Source organism: Geomonas diazotrophica (assembly GCF_018919385.1).
Lineage (GTDB): Bacteria > Desulfobacterota > Desulfuromonadia > Geobacterales > Geobacteraceae > Geomonas > Geomonas diazotrophica.
The window spans coordinates 40,834-59,551 of the sequence record NZ_JAHLMF010000005.1 but is presented as its reverse complement, the minus strand read 5'-3'; the positions used below and the strand labels follow the sequence as shown (position 1 = coordinate 59,551).

Annotated in this window: 16 protein-coding genes; 12 read left to right on the top strand and 4 right to left on the bottom strand. The window is 63.5% G+C overall.

The window, feature by feature from the left end; all coding sequences use genetic code 11:
* The first annotated feature begins 31 nt into the window (after nt 1-31).
* Nucleotides 32-1,378, top strand: coding sequence for a TldD/PmbA family protein (locus KOM00_RS06245; protein ID WP_328758100.1), 1,347 nt, complete (start codon nt 32-34; stop codon nt 1,376-1,378).
* Nucleotides 1,379-1,425: 47 nt separating this feature from the next.
* Here the strand turns inward: KOM00_RS06245 and KOM00_RS06240 are convergent, their stop codons facing one another.
* The 4 genes from KOM00_RS06240 to KOM00_RS06225 all read right to left on the bottom strand — a co-directional run bounded on the left by KOM00_RS06240 (nt 1,426) and on the right by KOM00_RS06225 (nt 5,923).
* Nucleotides 1,426-1,710 carry an ArsR/SmtB family transcription factor gene (locus tag KOM00_RS06240; RefSeq protein ID WP_216498002.1) on the bottom strand — a complete coding sequence of 95 codons (285 nt, stop codon included), beginning with the start codon at nt 1,708-1,710 and terminating at the stop codon, nt 1,426-1,428.
* 63 nt (nt 1,711-1,773) lie between these two features.
* Entirely contained in the window at nt 1,774-2,760 is a 987-nt protein-coding gene (locus KOM00_RS06235; protein ID WP_216498000.1) for an ABC transporter ATP-binding protein, read from the bottom strand.
* Nucleotides 2,757-3,719: an ABC transporter ATP-binding protein gene (locus KOM00_RS06230; RefSeq protein ID WP_216497998.1), complete on the bottom strand. Its 963-nt coding sequence runs from the start codon at nt 3,717-3,719 to the stop codon at nt 2,757-2,759. Before KOM00_RS06230 ends, KOM00_RS06235 begins: the two co-directional genes overlap by 4 nt.
* A 92-nt stretch (nt 3,720-3,811) precedes the next feature.
* Nucleotides 3,812-5,923 (bottom strand): HD domain-containing phosphohydrolase, encoded by a 2,112-nt coding sequence (locus tag KOM00_RS06225; RefSeq protein WP_216497995.1) that lies wholly within the window; start codon nt 5,921-5,923, stop codon nt 3,812-3,814.
* A gap of 343 nt (nt 5,924-6,266) precedes the next feature.
* Between KOM00_RS06225 and KOM00_RS06220 the strand changes: the two genes are divergently transcribed.
* From KOM00_RS06220 to KOM00_RS06170, 11 genes are all read left to right on the top strand, one after another.
* On the top strand, nt 6,267-7,376 hold the full coding sequence (locus KOM00_RS06220; RefSeq protein WP_216497994.1) for a SpoIID/LytB domain-containing protein: 1,110 nt from the start codon (nt 6,267-6,269) through the stop codon (nt 7,374-7,376).
* A 1-nt stretch (nt 7,377) separates the two neighbouring features.
* A complete protein-coding gene (queA, locus tag KOM00_RS06215) occupies nt 7,378-8,403 on the top strand; it encodes a tRNA preQ1(34) S-adenosylmethionine ribosyltransferase-isomerase QueA (RefSeq protein WP_216497992.1) in 1,026 nt (341 codons plus the stop codon).
* A 113-nt stretch (nt 8,404-8,516) separates the two neighbouring features.
* Nucleotides 8,517-9,632 (top strand): tRNA guanosine(34) transglycosylase Tgt, encoded by a 1,116-nt coding sequence (gene tgt, locus KOM00_RS06210; protein WP_216497990.1) that lies wholly within the window; start codon nt 8,517-8,519, stop codon nt 9,630-9,632.
* A gap of 75 nt (nt 9,633-9,707) precedes the next feature.
* Nucleotides 9,708-10,034: a preprotein translocase subunit YajC gene (yajC, locus tag KOM00_RS06205; protein ID WP_216497988.1), complete on the top strand. Its 327-nt coding sequence runs from the start codon at nt 9,708-9,710 to the stop codon at nt 10,032-10,034.
* A 36-nt stretch (nt 10,035-10,070) separates the two neighbouring features.
* Nucleotides 10,071-11,669, top strand: a complete 1,599-nt coding sequence (secD, locus tag KOM00_RS06200; protein ID WP_216497987.1) for a protein translocase subunit SecD — start codon at nt 10,071-10,073, stop codon at nt 11,667-11,669.
* Between the two features lie 12 nt (nt 11,670-11,681).
* Nucleotides 11,682-12,590 (top strand): protein translocase subunit SecF, encoded by a 909-nt coding sequence (secF, locus tag KOM00_RS06195; protein ID WP_216497985.1) that lies wholly within the window; start codon nt 11,682-11,684, stop codon nt 12,588-12,590.
* A gap of 9 nt (nt 12,591-12,599) precedes the next feature.
* On the top strand, nt 12,600-13,175 hold the full coding sequence (locus KOM00_RS06190; protein WP_216497983.1) for a tetratricopeptide repeat protein: 576 nt from the start codon (nt 12,600-12,602) through the stop codon (nt 13,173-13,175).
* Nucleotides 13,176-13,308: 133 nt separating this feature from the next.
* Complete coding sequence (gene recJ / locus KOM00_RS06185) at nt 13,309-15,027, top strand: single-stranded-DNA-specific exonuclease RecJ (RefSeq protein ID WP_216497981.1); 1,719 nt, start codon at nt 13,309-13,311, stop codon at nt 15,025-15,027.
* Nucleotides 15,021-15,920, top strand: coding sequence for a cation diffusion facilitator family transporter (locus tag KOM00_RS06180; protein ID WP_216497979.1), 900 nt, complete (start codon nt 15,021-15,023; stop codon nt 15,918-15,920). Before recJ ends, KOM00_RS06180 begins: the two co-directional genes overlap by 7 nt.
* 142 nt (nt 15,921-16,062) lie before the next feature.
* Nucleotides 16,063-16,899 (top strand): cytochrome c3 family protein, encoded by an 837-nt coding sequence (locus tag KOM00_RS06175; RefSeq protein ID WP_236026782.1) that lies wholly within the window; start codon nt 16,063-16,065, stop codon nt 16,897-16,899.
* 399 nt (nt 16,900-17,298) lie between these two features.
* Entirely contained in the window at nt 17,299-18,714 is a 1,416-nt protein-coding gene (locus KOM00_RS06170; protein ID WP_216497975.1) for a serine hydrolase domain-containing protein, read from the top strand.
* Nucleotides 18,715-18,718 lie beyond the last annotated feature (4 nt).

The following is an 18,718-nucleotide window of genomic DNA, read 5'->3' as shown; positions in this document are numbered from 1 at the left end:
GGGCTGCCTGTCAAAATCTTCCGAGGCAAAAATGGAAATGGAACTGGCACAACACGCAGATGCGGTGGAGCGCCTGCTCAAGGGGCGGCAGATCGACGGCTACGAGATCGCCGTCTCCGGTTCGCGGGATGTCGTCATCGAGGTGAAGAAGGGGAAGGTGGATGCCTTCCGTGTGGCGGAGCCCTTCGGGGTCTCCCTGCGGCTCCTGGTCGGCCGGGGGATGGGGTTCTCCTACTCCACCGCGCTGGACGACGGCTCGCTCTCCCGCATGGTGGAAGGGGCGCTGGTGGCGGCCCGGGTGCAGAGCCCGGACGAGTTCCACACCTTTCCCGAGGCGAGCCCCTCCTACCCCGACACCCCCTGGCTCTTCGACCCTGCTCTTCCCGCCGTTGACGAGTCGCTCAAGGTCGCCCGCATCCTGGAACTGGAACGCCTGGTGCTCGACGTCGACCCGCGGGTGAAGCGGGTGCGCAAATGCAGTTACAGCGAATCGGTCTACCACTCCCTGACCCGCAATTCCCTCGGGCTCGATGCCGCCTACAGCGGCACCTACAACAGCTGCAGCGTTTCCGCCGTGGCGGAGTCCGACGGCGACGCCCAGACCGGCTGGGACTACGCCTTCTCCCCCTCCTTCGAGGGAATAGACCTGGGCGCGGTGGCCCGGGGGGCGGGGCGCAAGGCGACCGGGCTCCTGGGGGCGCGCACCCTTCCCACTATGCGCTGCCAGGCGGTACTGGACAACCGCGTCGCCGCCGACCTCGTCGACGTGCTCTCCGGTTCCTTCCTCGCCGAAAACGTGCACAAGGGGAAGTCGCTGCTGACCGGCAGGGTAGGGGAGCGGCTCTTCTCTGAACGCGTCTCCGTACGCGATAACGGCCTTCTTCCCTGCGGCATGGGGAGCGCCCCCTGCGACGGCGAAGGGGTAGCGCAGCAGGACACCCCGCTGGTGGTGAGGGGCGTGCTGCAGGGGTACCTGTACGACAGCTACTGGGGTGGGCGCCTGGGGGCGCGCTCAACCGGCAACGCCGTGCGCGGCGGCATCAAGAGCCCTCCCCGGGTCGGGGCGCACAACCTCCATGTCGAGCCGGGCGGGGCCGACCTCGCGACGCTGCTGGCCGGGGTGCGTAAGGGGGTCTTCATAACCGAGGTGATGGGGATGCATACGGCTAACCCGATCTCCGGTGACTTCTCGGTCGGCGCCGCGGGCTTTTACGTGGAGGATGGAGAGATCAGGTACCCGGTCAAGGGGCTGGCCCTGGCGGGAAACCTGCTGGAGTTGTTTGGAAGGGTGGACCTGGTAGGGAACGACCTGCGTTTCTTCGGCTCGACCGGGTCGCCTTCGCTGAGGATTGCCGAACTCGACGTCAGCGGCACCTAGGACCGCCCCGGGTGGGTGCGGTCCTGGCCTTTGCCTGTCTCGTCTTCTTAGGGCTCCGCGTGCAGGATCTCGATCAGCCTGCGCACGAACGGGCTCACCACCGCGTAGTGCACCTCGACCCCATCGCGGGTCCCCTCGATGATCCCCTTGTTCTTCAAAAGTGCCAGGTGTTGCGACACGGTCGCCTGGGGGAGCCCCAGGCATTCCCAGATGTGCTTCACGTTGCACTCCTGGGTGCAAAGCCCTGCCACTATCTTCAGGCGGATCGGGTGCCCGAGCACCTTTAGCATTTCCGCTTCTTTTCCGTAATCTTTGGTCTTGTCAAATGCCAACGTAGTATCCTCCGGTTTGGGCTAAAGATAATCTATATATGCTAATAGCAATTGTCAACTGAATTACTTTGCTTCGCTGAGGAAGATTTCCTCGCTGAAGTGGCAGGCCGCCCGTTGCCCCGGCACTTTTCCCTGCAGTTCCGGCCTCTTCTCGCTGCAGACCGGCCGCGCGTAGGGGCAGCGCGGATGGAAGGGGCAGCCGCTGGGGGGCGCAACGGGCGAGGGGAGCTCACCCTTCGCGATCACGTGCCTGGTCCTCTTCTTCGGGTCGATGCTCGGTATCGCGGAGAGGAGCGCCTCCGTGTAGGGGTGCAGGGGGCGGCTCAGCACCTGGTCGCGGCTGCCGGTCTCGACGATCCTCCCCAGGTACATGATCGCCACCCGGTCGCTCAGGTGCCGGAGCACAGAGAGGTCGTGGGTGATGAACAAAAAAGAGAGCCCCAGATCCTTTTTCACCTCCTGCAGCAGGTTGATGATCTGGGCCTGAATGGAGAGGTCCAGGGCCGAGACCGGCTCGTCGGCGATGATCAGCTTCGGTGAGACGGCCAGCGCGCGCGCGATGCCGATCCGCTGGCGCTGTCCGCCGGAGAACTCGTGCGGGAAGCGCATCATGTGCTCGGGGGAGAGTCCGACCCGCCTGAGCAGTTCCGCCACCCGTTCCCGCCGTTCCGCGGCGCTGCCGATGCGGTGGATCTCCAGGGGCTCCCCCAGGATCTCCGCGACCCGCATGCGCGGGTTCAGCGAGGAGAACGGGTCCTGGAACACCATCTGCACCTCTTTGCGGTACTGGGCCAGCTCGGCCCTGCTCATCTGCGCCAGCTCCCGCCCGGCATAGCGGATGTTCCCCGAGGTGGGAGGGGTGAGCCCGGTCAACAGCCTCGCTACGGTCGACTTGCCGCAACCCGACTCGCCCGCGAGCCCCAGCGTCTCTCCCGGGTAGAGCTCGAGGTCGACCCCTGCCACGGCGGTGAGTATCCGCTTCTCCGCGAACATCCCCCCCCTTACGGGATACTGCTTCACCAGGTTTTCTGCGGTCAGAAGCGGCGTCATGATACCTTCCGGCAGCGCACGAGGTGTCCCGGCGCCGCCTCCCTCATCTCGATGGTTTCCCTGGCGCATCCCTCGTCGCCGATCGGGCAGCGCTCCTTGAAGGGGCAGCCGGTCAGGTCGCCACGCAGATCCGGCACCCCCCCGGCGAAGGTGGCGAGCTTTTCGCCCGGCGTGCCGAATTCGGGGAGCGAGGCGAGGAGCCCCTTGGTATAGGGGTGCAGCGGGTTGGCGAAGAGCTCGGCGGTGGGCGCGCTCTCCACGATCTCGCCGGCGTACATGATGGCGGTCCGGTGGGCGCGTTCGGCCACGATGCCGAGGTTATGGGTGATCAGGATCAGCCCCATGCGGTTCTGCTCCATGAGCCGGTCCAAAAGCTCGAGTATCTGCGCCTGGATGGTCACGTCCAGCGCCGTGGTCGGCTCGTCGGCGATGACCAGTTCCGGCGCACAGGCGAGCGCCATGGCGATCATGACGCGCTGGCGCATGCCGCCGGAGAGCTGGTGCGGGTAGTCCCGGACCCGGTCCACGGCGGCGGGGATGCCGACCTGGGTCAAGAGCTCGACCGCCTCGCGTTCGGCCGCCTGTACCGAGAGGGCGCGGTGGATCCTGAGTCCCTCGGCGACTTGGAAGCCGACGGTGAAGACCGGGTTCAGCGAGGTCATCGGGTCCTGGAACACCATGGCGATCCGGTTTCCACGGATCTGGCGCATGCGCTCCTCGGAGAGAGCCAGCAGATCCTCCCCCTTGAAGCGGATGGAGCCGGATACGATGCGGCCCGGCGGGGGGACCAGCCTGAGCACGGATGCCGCGGTGATGCTCTTGCCGCAGCCGGACTCGCCCACCAGGGCAAGCGTCTCGCCGGCGTCGACGCTGAGGTCAACGCCGCGCACGGCCTTGAGCACGCCGCCTTTCAAGCGGAATTCGGTGCGCAGTCCTGTGATTTCTAGAAGTGCCGGCACGAGGGCTCCCGGTGCCCGCTGGGGGCACAAAAACGGCGCGGACTGGCTCTGCCGGCCGCGCTGCAAAGGTTTATCTTATACCATTATTTGAATTACTGGGCAACGCAGGAGTGAGGTGCGCTGCCGGCCTTGGGCGGGGCGGGTACCACGTGCAGACCTGGGTACTCCTCGCGCTGCGGCAGGAAATTGGGCGTTTTCAGGAGCTTGATGAAGATGGGCACCAGTTCCGGGTCGAACTGGGTGCCGGCGTTTTCGGCCAGCTCCTGGATGGCCACCTCGAGCTTCAGCGCCTTGCGGTAGGGGCGGTCCGAGGTCATGGCGTCGAAGCTGTCGGCTATGGCCAGGATGCGGGATTCCAGGAGGAGCTCCTGGCCGGTCAGGCGGTTCGGGTACCCCTTGCCGTCGTAGCGTTCGTGGTGCTGGCCGATGCACAGCCGCACGTCGTGCAGGAATTCGATAGGCTCCAGGATTGTCATCCCGATGGTGGGGTGCTGCTGCAGCTCGGCCACGTCGTCCCTGGTCAGGGAATCTTCCTTGTGCAGCAGGGAGAGATCGATGCCGATCTTGCCGATGTCGTGCAGGATGGCGGCGCGCTCGATCACCTTGAGGCGGTTGGCGGGGAGCTCGAGCTTTCTGGCCAGGGCCAGGGAAAAACGGGTGACCCGCTCGGAGTGGCCGCGGGTATAGCTGTCGGACGCCTCGATGGCCGAGACCAGCGCCTGGATGGTGTTCAGGTAGGTCTTTTGCTGCTCGTCGTAGAGCATGGCGTTCTTGATGGCGATGGAGGCCTGGGCCGCGATGGTGGAGAGGAGCTCAAGCTCCTCGTGGTTGTAGACGGTGTTGTTCTGCTTGTTGACCACGGTCAGGGTGCCGATGATCTCGTCCTTCACCATGAGCGGGGCGCAGATCAGGGTCTTTCTCTCGAAGCCGAGCGGGCTCAGCCGGTCGAACTCGGGGGTGAGGGAGATGTCGGTGATGAGAAGCGGCTTGCTGTTCTGGATCACCCAGCTGGAGACGCTGGAGGGCTTCATGGGGACGCGCAGGTACTGCGGGTTGGGGTCGCGGTAGCCGACCAGGTTGGTGATGCGCAGCTCGCCGTGCTCGGCGTCGTACAGGACCACGTAGCCGACCTGGGCCTGCAGCGTGTCCATGGTCGTCTTCACCACCAGCCGGTACAGGTCCTCCACCTCGATGGTGGAGTTGATGGCCAGCCCAAGGCGGTACAGGGTGGAGAGCTTCGCCACCGCCTTTTCCAGGTTTGTGTTCTTGTCCTCCAGTTCTCCGGCCAGATCGGCGATCTTGTAGTTCGCCTCCTCGATCTCCTCGATACGTTCTTCCAGGGTCACGTTCAGGTTCTCGATCTCCCGGATCTGCTCCTCGAGCCGGCCGTTCATCAGGTGGGTCTCGCGGTGGTGTGCGAGCTTTTCCTGGGCCCGGGTCAGCTCCCTTTCGTGTTTCACTGCCGATTCCATGAGGTTGGCGATGGTGCCGACCATGTGGTTGAAACTGTTGCCGAGCGAGTGCATTTCCCGGCTGGAGGTGAGGCTGATTTCCTTGCTGAAGTCTCCCTGCTCCACCTGCTCCATGTAGCGCATCAGTTTGCGGATGGGGCGCTCGACGTAGATGACCAGGAAGGTGAAGATGGTGGCCACGGTGAGCAGCACCAGGATGATGGCGGAGGCGATGGCGATCTCGCGTTCACGGGAGATGAAGCCGTTCATGTAGCCCAGGGAGAGCTTGATCTCGAGAAGCCCCAGGGTTTCCTTGCTGGCGGGATGGCACTTGTAGCATTGCGGCGCGTTGAAAATGCGGGCGTAGGAGAGGAAGACCCCCTCTTCGGGGAGCAGGGACAGGTTGCGGGTGGGCAGCTTCGGGCGGCCCATTTCGGGGACCTTGCTGCCGATCTCCTCGCGGTCCGCCGAGTTGAGGATTTTCCCTTCGGCGTCCACGATCCTTATGGACTTGACGAACTCCCTGGATTTGATCCTCGCGAAGATGCCGGCCACCTCGTCGGAGCGGCCGGAGAGCATGGCATTGGCGACCGAACTCTTTATGGTCTCGATCAGGACCGAGGTGTTCCGGTTGGCGATTTCGTGCAGCATTTCCTTCTGCTGCCGGTAGTTTTGGTACGCCACAGTAGAGATGACTACGACCAGAATCGCGGTGACCAGGGTGAGGATCTTGATTTTAAGGGAATTGCACATTACCGGTCCGTACTGTGGCGCAGATCACGCTATATGGCTATGTCCTACAGCCATATAGCCTTTTTTTGCACTTCTGGCAACAGTTATTTAGGTATATAGAGCTCCGCGCCGTTGCCTTCAAACCGACTGAGATCGACGTCTTAGCTTCACTGCGCGCGAACGCCCCCTTGGGGTGCCGCGTGCCGGGATCCATATTTAATGAGAAACAAAGCAAATCGCTTGCCAATTAATTAGGCTGAAACCGCTCTGATTAGAGCGACAAAATTATTGACTTTGCGGGCGGTTCCATGGTTTATATCTAGGGCTTTTACGGGACGGTTAAACCCATGTGTATACGGAATTGATGAGCTGCTTCAGGACGTTGATCATATTAATCATCTGCCTCGCCGCCGGGGGTAGTGCCGCGGCGATGCGACCGGAGATGGTGCGGGTGGCCCTGTTCAAGGGGGCCGAGACCCTCAGGATCGACGGCGACGGCGTGCTCCTGACCGACGGCCGCGGCGAACCGCTCAGGGTGGAGATGCCGCTCGAGGTGCGCCGCTCGGGGAGCGGGCTCAGCGTGAACGGCAGGGCCGTGAACCGCCTGGTCGCCTCGGCGTTTTCGCGCATCACGATCAACGGCAAGGGATACCGGGCCCTGATCGAGGTCTCGGCCGCCGACAAGGGGCTCCTTGTGGTGAACGAGCTTCCGCTCGAGGAGTACCTGGTCGGGCTCATCAACTGCGAGATCAGTTCCGCATGGCCCATCGAGGCCATCAAGGCGCAGGCCGTCATCGCCCGCTCCTACGCGGTGTACCAGATGCAGGCCCGCCGCGGCGCGAGCTACCAGCTCGAGTCCAGCGTGATGGACCAGGTGTACGAGGGGGCCGACGTAGAGGACAGCCGGGCCGCCTACGGCGTGCGTGAGACCGCCGGAGAGGTGCTCAGCTACAACGGCAAGACCATCCAGGCCTTCTACCATTCCAACTGCGGCGGCCATACCGAGTCCTCCAAGAACGTCTGGGGGCTCTCAATCCCGTACCTCCAAGGCGTCTCCTGCCGCTACTGCGGCGACTCCAACCCTATCCGGTGGGAATTGAACCTCCCCCTCAAGAAGGTGGAGAGCTCGCTCAAGGGCGCCGGCTTCCAGGTGGCGGGGCTCAGGGAGCTGCGCGTGCGCGGCAGGAACCAAAGCGGCAGGGTGCAGGACGTGGTCGCCGAATGCTCCAGGGGGAGCGTGGTCATCCCGGCGGTGGCGTTCAGGAAGGCCCTCGGCTACGGCAGCGTGAAGAGCACCAACTTCGAGCTGCGCGGCAGCCGCGACGAGGTGCAGATGATCGGCACCGGTTCCGGTCACGGCGTCGGCCTGTGCCAGTGGGGCGCCAAGGGGCGCGCCAACGAAGGGTTCGATTACCGCGAGATCCTCACTTACTACTATCCGGGCGTGAAGCTCTCCGGCGGGTACGGTCGATAGCATGCGCCTTTCAGATTTCGATTACGAGCTTCCGCCGGAGCTGATCGCTCAGCACCCGGCCAGCCGCAGGGACGCCTCGAGGCTCTTGACCCTGGACCGCGCCACCGGCTCGGTCGGGGAGAGCACTGTGGCCGCCATCGCGGCGCAGTTTCGCCCGGGCGACCTCCTGGTTCTCAACGACACCCGGGTCATCCCGGCCCGGCTGAAGGGGCACAAGGAAACAGGCGGCGCCGTCGAGGTGTTCCTGGTGCGCCGCGTCCCCGGCGCAGATGAGGTCTGGAGCTGTCTGATCAAGGCCTCCAAGACTCCCGGCGCCGGCACCCGCATCATGCTCCCCGCCGCGGTCACGGCGACGGTGCTCACCCGCGAGGAAGGGGAGTGGCGGGTCCGCTTCGAGGGGAGCGATGACTTCATGGGGTGGCTGGAACAGGCGGGGAGCATGCCGCTGCCCCCCTACATCAAGCGCGCACCCGAAGGGGAGGACCTCGAGCGCTACCAGACCGTGTTCGCGCGCGAGAAGGGGGCCGTGGCCGCCCCGACCGCCGGGTTGCATTTCACCCCGGAGATCCTGGCTGAGATCCGGGGTCGCGGCGTGGAGATCGCGCCGCTCACCCTGCACGTTGGGCTCGGGACGTTCATGCCGGTCCGGGTCGAGGACCTTTCCCAGCACACCATGCACCGGGAGCTGTACCGGATCCCGCACCAGACCGCGCAGGCCATCCGGCGCACCAAGGAGGCGGGGGGGAGGGTGATCGCTCTCGGGACCACCTCGATGCGGGCCCTGGAGCACGCCGCAGCCTCGGGCGAGCTGGAGGCCGGGGAGCGCGAGGCGGACATCTTCATCCTCCCCGGGTACCGGTTCCGGGTGGTCGATGCGCTTATAACGAATTTTCATCTCCCCAAATCGACACTATTTATGTTAGTGTGCGCTTTCGCCGGAAAAGAGATCATGCTGGACGCCTACCGCGAGGCGGTGAAACGGCGCTTCCGGTTCTTCAGCTACGGCGACGCGATGTTCATCGCCTGATGGCCGAGGCGGCAGGGAAGGGCGGGGGCGAATGATTATTCGCCCCTACGGTGGACGTTGCAGGGGCGAATAAATACTCGACAGCTTTTGAAATCCATTTACGGGAACAGTTATTGTCAGCTATATCGTTTGAACTGATCAAGAAGGACCCGGGCTGCGCGGCCCGTCTAGGCTCTCTGACAACCACGCACGGCAAGATCGAAACCCCGATATTCATGCCGGTCGGCACCCAGGCGACGGTCAAGGCGATGACCCCCGAGGAACTTGTCGAGGTGGGGGCGCAGATCATCCTCGCCAACACCTACCACCTCTACCTGCGTCCCGGGCACGAACTGATCGGGCGGATGGGAGGGTTGCACCGCTTCATGCACTGGGACCGCCCCATGCTGACCGATTCGGGCGGGTTCCAGGTCTTCTCGCTGGGGGAGTTGAGGAAGATCTCCGAGGAAGGGGTCAAGTTCCGCTCCCATATCGACGGCTCCCCGCACTTCATCTCCCCCGAGGTTTCCATCGCGATCCAGGAGTCGCTTGGCGCCGACATCGCGATGTGCTTCGACGAATGTCCCCCGTACCCCGCCGAGCGCTCCTACGTGCAAAAGTCGCTGGAGTTGACCACGCGCTGGGCACGGCGCTGCAAGGAGGCGCATCACCGTCCCGACCAGGCGCTCTTCGGCATCGTGCAGGGGGGGATGCACCCGGATCTGCGGCGGGTGAGCGCCGAGCAGATCATCGACATCGGCTTCGATGGCTATGCCCTCGGCGGGCTGTCGGTGGGCGAGGAAAAGGAAGTGATGCACGGCATGATGCAGGAGTGCAGCGACATCCTTCCCGAGCAGGCGCCCCGCTACATCATGGGCATCGGCGCCCCCGAGGACCTGGTCGAGGCGGTCTACAACGGCTTCGACATGTTCGATTGCGTCATGCCCACCAGGAACGCCAGAAACGGCGCCCTGTTCACCAGTTTCGGCAGAATCAACATCAAGGCGGCCATCTACGCTGAGGACCATGGTCCCATCGATCCGGCCTGCGACTGCTACGTCTGCCGCAACTACACCAGGGCGTATCTCAGGCACCTGTACCGCAGCCAGGAGATCCTGGCCTCGCGGCTTAACAGCTGGCACAACCTGCACTTCTTCCTGAACCTCATGAAACGGGTGCGGGAGGCCATCGCAGCGGGTGAGTTCGTCAAGTTCAGACAGGAATTCTACGCGGCAAGAACGGGGCGTTAGCGCCGCGCGCTTGAAGTTTTACCGAAGTTTTGATTGTCAATAAAGGGATGGAAATACAACCCAGGAGGTAACTAAATGTTAGGTTTGGCGTTTGCAATGGCTGCTCCCGCGCAGGGCGGCGCGCCGGCGGGCGGAGGGATGATGGCACAGTTCCAGGGGCTTATCCCCCTGGTGTTCATGTTCGCCATCTTCTACTTCCTGCTCATCAGGCCGCAGCAGAAAAAGGCCAAGGAGCACAGGGCGCTTCTGGAGGCGCTCAAGAAAGGCGATCAGGTCGTCACCGCCGGCGGCATGCACGGCAAGGTGACCGCACTGGACGACCAGGTGGTCACCCTGGAGATCGCTCCCGGCGTCAACGTCAGGATCAACAAAGGGTACATTGCGTCTGTAAAGCAGGACTAGTGCATTGATCGATTTTTTCCGAAAGGAGCTTTTCCCATGAAGGGTTATACCTGGCGCATTTCTCTTATCTTCATTTTCATCATCGCCTCGTGCGTCTACCTGACGCCGACTTTGGTCGACACGCTCCCCAAGTGGTGGAGCGGCCTGCTTCCCAAGGACAAGATCCACCTGGGTCTGGACCTGCAGGGGGGCACCCACCTGGTCATGGAGGTTGAGACCCAGAAGGCCGTGGAAGGGTCCCTGGACCTGATCGCCACCGACCTCGAGGACTCCCTTACCGCGCAGAACGTCCGCTTCAAGAAGGTTGCGCGCCTGGGCGGCGACAAGGTGCAGCTCACCCTGTACGACCGCGGCTCCGCCGACAAGGTGCAGGCCCTCATCAAGAAGAAGTACCCCGACCTTGAGACCCTGCCGGTCTTCGACGAGGGCGGTTTCGTCAACATGCAGCTGCGCATCAACGAGAAAGAGGCCCAGGTCAGGAAGGACCGTGCCGTGGCCCAGGCCCTGGAGACCATCCGCAACAGGATTGACCAGTTCGGCGTTTCCGAGCCGGTGATCCAGCGTGAAGGGCTCAACAACATCGTCGTCCAGCTCCCCGGCATCAAGGATCCCAAGCGCGCCATCGAGCTGATCGGCAAGACCGCGCGCCTCGAATTCAAGCTCGTCGACGAGAGCGTGAACGCGGCCACCGCGACCGCCGGCTCGCTCCCCGAGGACGACGAGCTCCTCTTCGAGAAGAGGACCGATCCCCAGACCGGTGCCGTCTCCGAGACCCCGCTGGTCGTGAAGAAGAAGGCGATGATCACCGGCGAGCTTCTGACCGACGCCCAGATCAGGATCGACTCCCAGTACAACCAGCCCTACGTGGCCATCGAGTTCAACTCCACCGGCGCCCGCCTGTTCGACCAGGTCACCGCAGCCAACGTGGGCAAGCGCTTCGCCATCGTGCTGGACAGCAACATCTACTCCGCGCCGGTGATCCGCGAGAGGATCTCCGGCGGCAGCGCCCAGATCTCCGGTTCCTTCACCGAGAAGGAGGCCGCCGACCTCGCCATCGTGTTGCGCGCAGGTTCGCTCCCGGCTCCTGTCAAGATCCTGCAGAACGTCACCGTCGGTCCTTCCCTGGGTAGGGATTCCATCCACAAGGGGCTCATGGCCGGCCTCATCGGCGTGGTGCTGGTCGTCTCCTTCATGGCGATGTACTACAAGCTCTCCGGCATGGTGGCAAACCTCGGCATGGTGCTCAACATCCTGTTCCTGATGGGGGCTCTTTCCGCGCTGGGCGCGACCCTTACCCTGCCGGGCATCGCCGCTATCGTCCTGCTGGTCGGTATGTCGGTCGACTCCAACGTCCTCATCTTCGAGAGGATCAGGGAGGAGCTGCGCCTGGGCAAGACGCCGCACGCCGCGCTCGATGCCGGCTACGACAAGGCGTTTCTCACCATCATGGACTCGCACGTCACCGCTTTGATCACCGCGGCGGTGCTGTTCCAGTTCGGCACCGGCCCGGTCAAGGGCTTCGCCGTCTCTCTCAGCCTCGGTATCATCATCAACCTGTTCACGTCGCTCGTCGCCACCAAGGTGCTCTTTGACGCCTTCCTTGAGCGCGTTCACGTGAAGCGACTCAGCGTATAAGGGGGGAGACCAATGGAACTGCTCAAGAAGACCAACATAGATTTCATCGGGATGAGGAAGTTCTCCTTCCTCGCTTCCGGCCTCATGGCCATCATCGGCCTCATCGGGATCATCGCCATCGCCCGCGGCACCGCCAACATGGGGATCGACTTCTCCGGCGGCACCGAGATGCAGATCAAGTTCGCCCAGCCGGCGACCACCCAGTCCATCCGCGACGCCCTCGCCAAGTCCGGCGTCAAGGAAGTGGAACTGCAGGAGATCACCGGCGGCAACCAGGTGCTCGTCAAGATGCACAAGTCGACCGGCAAGTCCGCCGACCAGGTTGCCGACGCGCTTAAAGCCGGGATCCCCGGCAACACCTTCACCGTGGAAAGCTCCACCGAGATCGGCCCCTCCATCGGCGAGAAGCTGAAGCAGGACACCCTGGTGGCCGTGGCGCTCTCCATGCTGGGGATCATCCTCTACATCGCCTGGCGTTTCGACTTCAAGTTCGGCGTGGGCGCGGTTGTGGCCACCATGCACGACGTTCTCGCCATGATTGCCGTCTTCTACGTGATGCACAGGGAGGTCAACATCCTGTTCATCACCGCGGTCCTCACCATCGCCGGCTACTCGCTCACCGACACCGTCGTCGTCTTCGACCGTATCCGCGAGAACATGCACAAAAGCCTCAAGGATCCGATGATCACCATCTTCAACAGGAGCATCAACGAGACCCTGTCCCGTACCATCATCACCTCGGTGACCACCTTCCTTGCCGCAGTCTCCCTCTTCCTCTTCGGCGGCGAGGTCATCCACGACTTCGCTTTCGCCCTGGTCGTGGGGGTCGTGGTGGCCACCTACTCATCCATCTTCGTGGCGAGCCCGATCGTGGCGCTTTGGGAAAAGCACGCCGTCGAGGCCAAGGCCGAGGCCGCTTAAGGAGGTTCCGTGAGCAAGGAGAACGTACTTACCATCGTGGTAGCGCTGATCGTTGGTCTCCTGGGAGGCTACCTGATCTTCAACATCGCCGGCCAGAACAAGGAACCCCAGGTCGCCATGTCGGTGCCGCAGGGGGCAGGTTCGCCGACCGACTACCAGCGGCGCATCGTGGAGGCCGAGAAGATCGTGGCGCAGGACCCCAAGAACCTGCAGGCCTGGATCCAGCTCGGCAACGATTACTTCGACACCGACCAGGCCCAGAAGGCTGTCAACGCCTACAGCAAGGCCCTGGAGCTCGACCCGAACAACCTGAACGTGATGACCGACCAGGGGATCATGTACCGGAAGATCGGCTGGTACGACAAGGCGATAGCCAACTTCGAGAAGGCGCAGTCGATCGACCCCAAGCACCTGCAAAGCCTCTACAACCTCGGTGTCGTCTATCTGCAGGACCTGAAACAGCCGGAAAAGGCCAAGGAGATCTGGACCAAGTACCTGCAGTTCGATTCGACCAGTCCCACGGCTCAGCAGATCAAGAACGATATGGCGGGGCTGAACCAGATGCCGACATCGTTCAAGAAGTAGAGAGATATAAAGACAAAGAAAAAAAACCCGCTTCCGGCGGGTTTTTTTTTGTCGCCGTCGCGGCACATTAGATTCGCGGGGTGCTGCTCCTTATGCTATGATTGCACCCTGATTTTTCGGATTTGGAGGGGGGATGAAACCAGTTACACACCGAAGCTGGCGGGGCAGGGAGGCCGACGCCGACACGGTAGCCGGGCTGACCCGTTCCGGGGTCGCCCCGCTTCTGGCGCGCCTTTTGGCCCACCGCGGGGTCTGCACCCCCGACGACGCCGATGCCTACCTCAACCCGGTGCTTTCCCGTTTGCACGACCCCATGGCCCTGGCCGGGATGGATCAGGCCGTGGCGCGTCTGGCTAGGGCACACAAAGCCGGCGAGCGTGTCTGCGTGCACGGCGATTACGACGTGGACGGCGTCACCTCCTGCGCGCTCCTGCTGAGCTTCTTCCGTAAGATCGGCCTCGACTGCTGCCACTACATACCCAAGCGCCTTACCGAGGGGTACGGGCTCTCCGAGCAGGGGGTTGCCGCGGCGGCCCGTGCCGGCGCGACCGTACTGGTCACCGTCGACTGCGGCATCACGGCCGTCAACGAGGCACGACTTTGCCGGGAGGCGGGGCTCGACCTCATCGTCACCGACCACCACGCGCCGGGGGAGGTGCTCCCGGACGCCTGCGCCGTCGTCAATCCGCTGCAGCCCGGGTGCCGCTTCCCCTTCAAATCGCTTGCGGGCGTCGGGGTCGCCTTTCACCTGGTGGTGGCGCTGCGCGCCCGACTGCGCGCCGACGGCCACTTCGCGGGGGGCGGCGAGCCGGACCTCAAGGAGTATCTCGACCTGGTCGCCCTGGGCACCATCGCCGACGTGGTCCCCCTTTTGGGCATCAACCGGGTGCTGGTCAGCTACGGGCTAAAGCAGCTCTGTACCGGCGACCGCATCGGCATCGAGGCCCTCAAGGAGGTGGCCGGGATCACGGGGGAGGTCGGCTGCGGTGCGGTGGGTTTCCGTCTCGCCCCGCGCATCAACGCGGCGGGCAGGCTCGAGGACGCCTCCCTGGGGCTCGAGCTTTTGCTCTGCGGGGATCTTCAGCGCGCCCGGGACATCGCTAAAGAGCTGGACGAGGCCAACGTCGAACGCCAGGCCCTGGAGCGGGCCACCTTCGAGGAGGCGCGCTCCATGCTGGAGCAGGGGGCCTGCAGCGGCAGAAAGAGCATCGTGCTCGGCTCCGAGCTCTGGCATCCAGGCGTGATCGGCATCGTCGCCTCGCGCATCGTCGAACTCTTCCACCGACCGGTGATCCTGTTCGCTTTCGACGGGGAGACCGGGAGGGGGTCCGGGCGCAGCATCTCGCGCTTCCACCTGTTGGACGCCATCAAGGAGTGCGCCGATCACCTCCTGCGCTTCGGCGGGCACAGCCATGCGGCCGGCCTTTCCATCGCGCAGGAAGAGTTGGAGCGTTTCGCGCTGCGCTTCGACGAGGCGGCCCAGGAGGTGCTCGACGCCGAGGCGCTCACCCCCACGCTCTCCTTCGACCTCGAGCTCGGCTCCGGCGACATCACGGCCGACCTGGTGCGGCAACTGGAGCAGATGAAGCCTTTCGGCATGGGGAATCCCGAACCACTCTTCGTGCTCAAGGGGGCACAGGTGCTGGAGAGCCGGGTGCTCAAGGGGGGACACCTGAAGCTTAGGGTAGGGGAGGGTGGCAAGAGCTTCGACGCGATCGGATTCGGCCTCGCAGAGGCGGGGGTGCCGCAGGGGAGGGTAGACATCCTGTTCTCCCCAGCCATCAACGTCTGGAACGGCAGGAGCTCGTTGCAGCTCACCGTGAAGGACCTGCGCGCGGAGGGGACGTGCTGAGGAGTGACCGCTTCAACAAGGCCGACCGGGTCATCCGGATCGGCTTCTGGGCCAACGCCTTGCTGATGGTCGTAAAGCTCGCCGCCGGTCATTTCGGACATTCGGAGGCGGTCTTCGCCGACGGCGTGGAAAGCGCCTGCGACTTCATCGCCATCGGCATGACCCTGATCGCCCTGAAGGTCGGGCGCAAGCCCTACGACTCGGACCACCCCTACGGACACGGCAAGGTCGAAAGCCTCTCCGCCATCTTCGTATCGCTAGTGATCGCCGCTACCGGCGGCTGGATTCTCTACGGTGCCGCCACCACCATGCTGGCGGGACGTTACTCCGCCCCGGCGCTGGTCGCCGTTTTGGCAGCCGCCGGGACCATCGTTGCCAAGGAGGCGCTCTACCGCTACTCCATGAAGGTGGGGGGGGACCTGGGGAGCCCGGCGCTGCTCGCCATCGCCAAGGACCACAGAAAGGACGCCATCACCTCGGTTGCCACCCTGGTCGGCGTGGGGTGCGCCTATTTCGGCCTCGGCGTCATGGACCCCGTCGCGGCCGGACTCACCTCGATCTTCATCTTCCACATCGGCTACCACACCTTCCGCACCTCCGCCCACGAACTGATGGACGGACAGCCCGAGCAGTCCCTGCTGGACGCCATCGCGCAGCTGGCGCGGAGCGTAGAGGGGGTGGACCAGGTGCACGAGATCAGGGCGCGTCACTCCGGGCAGTACCTGATCGTGGACCTGAAGCTCGACATGCCCCCGGAGATGACCGTGAAGCGTTCGCACGACATTTCCACCGAGGTGAAACGGCGCATCTTCGACCATTTCAGCAACGTGGGCGACGTCATGATACACATAAACCCCTCCGATGAGCCTCACGAAGACCTGATTCGCCTTTAGCGCTTCTCTTTGTTTCTCCCGAATGCCGTATCCTGGCTTCCCCGCGCGTGATTTTAATCACAACTTTCTTGACAGGCAGTCGCCATAGGTAGTATTTAAACCAGTCGATTGTTGTGAATACACTGTTATTTGGGGAGGAATGATGAAAAAGAGTACCCTGTCGCTGATCATCGCGGCCTTGATTCTCGTCGCTTCCACGGCCTTTGCTGCCAAGATGGCGACCGTTGACATCCCGGTGAAGGCCGACCTTTACGCCACGGCCCCGGCTGCGCTCACCCCGCAGCAATGTGCCCAGTGCCACACCGGCGCGTTCAACGGGCTCAAGAACGCCGGCGGCAAGCATCGCTTCGACTGCCAGGCCTGCCACACCGTGATCCACGCCTACAACCCGAAAAAGGCCAACTACGACGAAGTGATGCCGAAGTGCGCCTCCTGTCACACCGACATCCACGGCCCGGCCAATAAGGATTGCGCGAGCTGCCACAACAACCCGCACACCCCGCGCAAAGTCGCCATGACCCAGAGGCTCGCCACCACCTGCGCCACCTGCCACGCCGAAGAGAAGGCTGAGCTGGTCAAATTCCCGAGCAAGCACACCAACGTCTCCTGCGACCGCTGCCACACTTCGCACGGCTACAAGCCTTCCTGCTTCATGTGCCACAAGCCGCACTTCAAGGATCAGCCGATCGAGGCGTGCGCCAAGTGTCACTCCGTTCACAAGCCGAAGCAGGTGACCTACCAGGGGACCGACTGGAACCAGACCTGCGCCTCCTGCCACAGCAAGGTGTACGCGAAGCTCTCCAACTCCAAGGCTCGTCATTCGAAGGTTGCCTGCGCTTCCTGCCATAAGGCGAAGCACGGTTACATCCCGCAGTGCACCGAGTGCCACAAGGCTCCGCACCCGCAGTCGATCCTGACCCGCTTCCCGAACTGCCTGGGCTGCCACCTTGACGTCCACGACCTGCCCAGCATGAAGTAAGCGCAAAACCTGTCTGAACGCCAAAGGCCCCGGGATTCTCCGGGGCCTTTTTTTTTGTTCGTGCGGGGTGCAACCACGGCAGTTGCACGTCAGGGGAGGGGGACCCCTTAAGAGAAGTCTTGCATCCTGTCCCGCACCCAAAGTAAACTGCTTTGGGGCGACGTGGCGATTTTCACGGAGAATCGCGGGTTTGGCTGGCGAAATGGTGACCTCCATCACAAAAGTTTACGGTCCTCTCCTGTATCCTAGCTCCTGTCGTGCTTACCGGTTGGCAGCGCCCTCCGCCTGCAGGGGCAGCTTCAGCCCCGGCTCCCCCCGCGAAGCCGCGCTGTTCAACATGAACATCAACCGCAGTCCTAACTGGAAATCTGTGTCCGCACAGATCTTAAAAGGAAGCTCGTGCGCGTTATTCTACTGGTACTCCTACTGTTCCCGCTTCTCCTCCCCGTAAAAGCCCGGGCCATGGTCGATCCCGCGACCTCAACAGCACTCTCCACCGCCAACCTCGACCTCCTGCTGGAGCGTGCCATGTCCGAGAACCTCATCGCCGGCGGAGTGGTCGTGGTCGGCAATCACGAGGGGATCATCGCCACCGCCGCCCGCGGCCAGATCAGTCCCTTACCGGGCGCCCCTGCGATTACCGACCGGACCCTCTTCGACGTCGCCTCGCTCACAAAGGTCATTGCCACCACCCCGGCGGTGATAAAGCTCCTCGACGAAGGGCGCATCTCCCTGACCGACACGCTTTCCCGCTGGTTTCCGGAACTTGCCGGTACCGACAAGGGGAACATCACCATCCTGCACCTGATGACCCATACCTCCGGCCTCTCCGACGTCATGGTCGGGCAGGGTGGCTCGGTGGAGGGACTGGTCCGCAAGGTCGCGGCGCAACGTTTCCGCGGCGCCGGTACCGGCTTCGAATACGCCGACATCAACTTCATCCTCCTTGGGGAACTGGTGCACCGGGTCTCCGGCGAGAGGCTTGACCAGTTCTGCCGCGAACAGATATACGAGCCGCTGGGGACCCGCGACACCTCCTTCCTCCCTTCCCGCGAAGGCAACGATATCGCGCCCACCTCCGGCACCCAAGGGGGCGTGGTCCAGGACGAGAACGCTCGCCGCCTGGGGGGCGTAGCCGGTCACGCCGGCCTGTTCAGCTCAGCCTACGACCTGGCTCGCTACGCCCGGCTCCTCCTGGGTCGCGGCACCCTCGACGGCACCCGCATCCTCTCGGAGCAGGCGGTTGCCGAGATGACCACCCCCTACGCCTGCAACAACGGCAGGGTGAAACGCGCCTTGGGGTGGGACATGGCCTCCGCGTTCTCCGCGCCCAAAGGAAACTACTTCTCGGACGCCTCCTTCGGTCATACCGGCTACAGCGGCTCCTCCATCTGGATCGACCCGCAGCAGGACATGTTCGTCATCATGCTGACCAGGCGGCTCGACTACCGAAACGTGCACAACTTCAACCAACTGCGCAGGAACGTCTCCACCTACGCCGCAGCCGACCTCAAGGGGATCGCGGGCGAGCTGACCCCGGTAGCCGAAGTGGAGAGGGTGAAGGCGCAGGTCATCGCCGCGTCGGTTGCCCTCATCAGCCAACCACGCCGTCACAAGTTTGCCTCCCTGAAGTTGCGGGATGACCGGCGCGCCGCGAAGTGCTCGGTGAAGCCCGGCCGCCGCACTCTGCAGGCCCGCGCCGCGCACCGCGGCACCAAGGTGACCAAGGTCGCTCAGCTCTCAACGAGCATCTCTGTTGTCTCTTCAAAGGTGTTGCTTGCTCTTGGCAACTGTGCTAGTATGCCGGAACATTAAATTG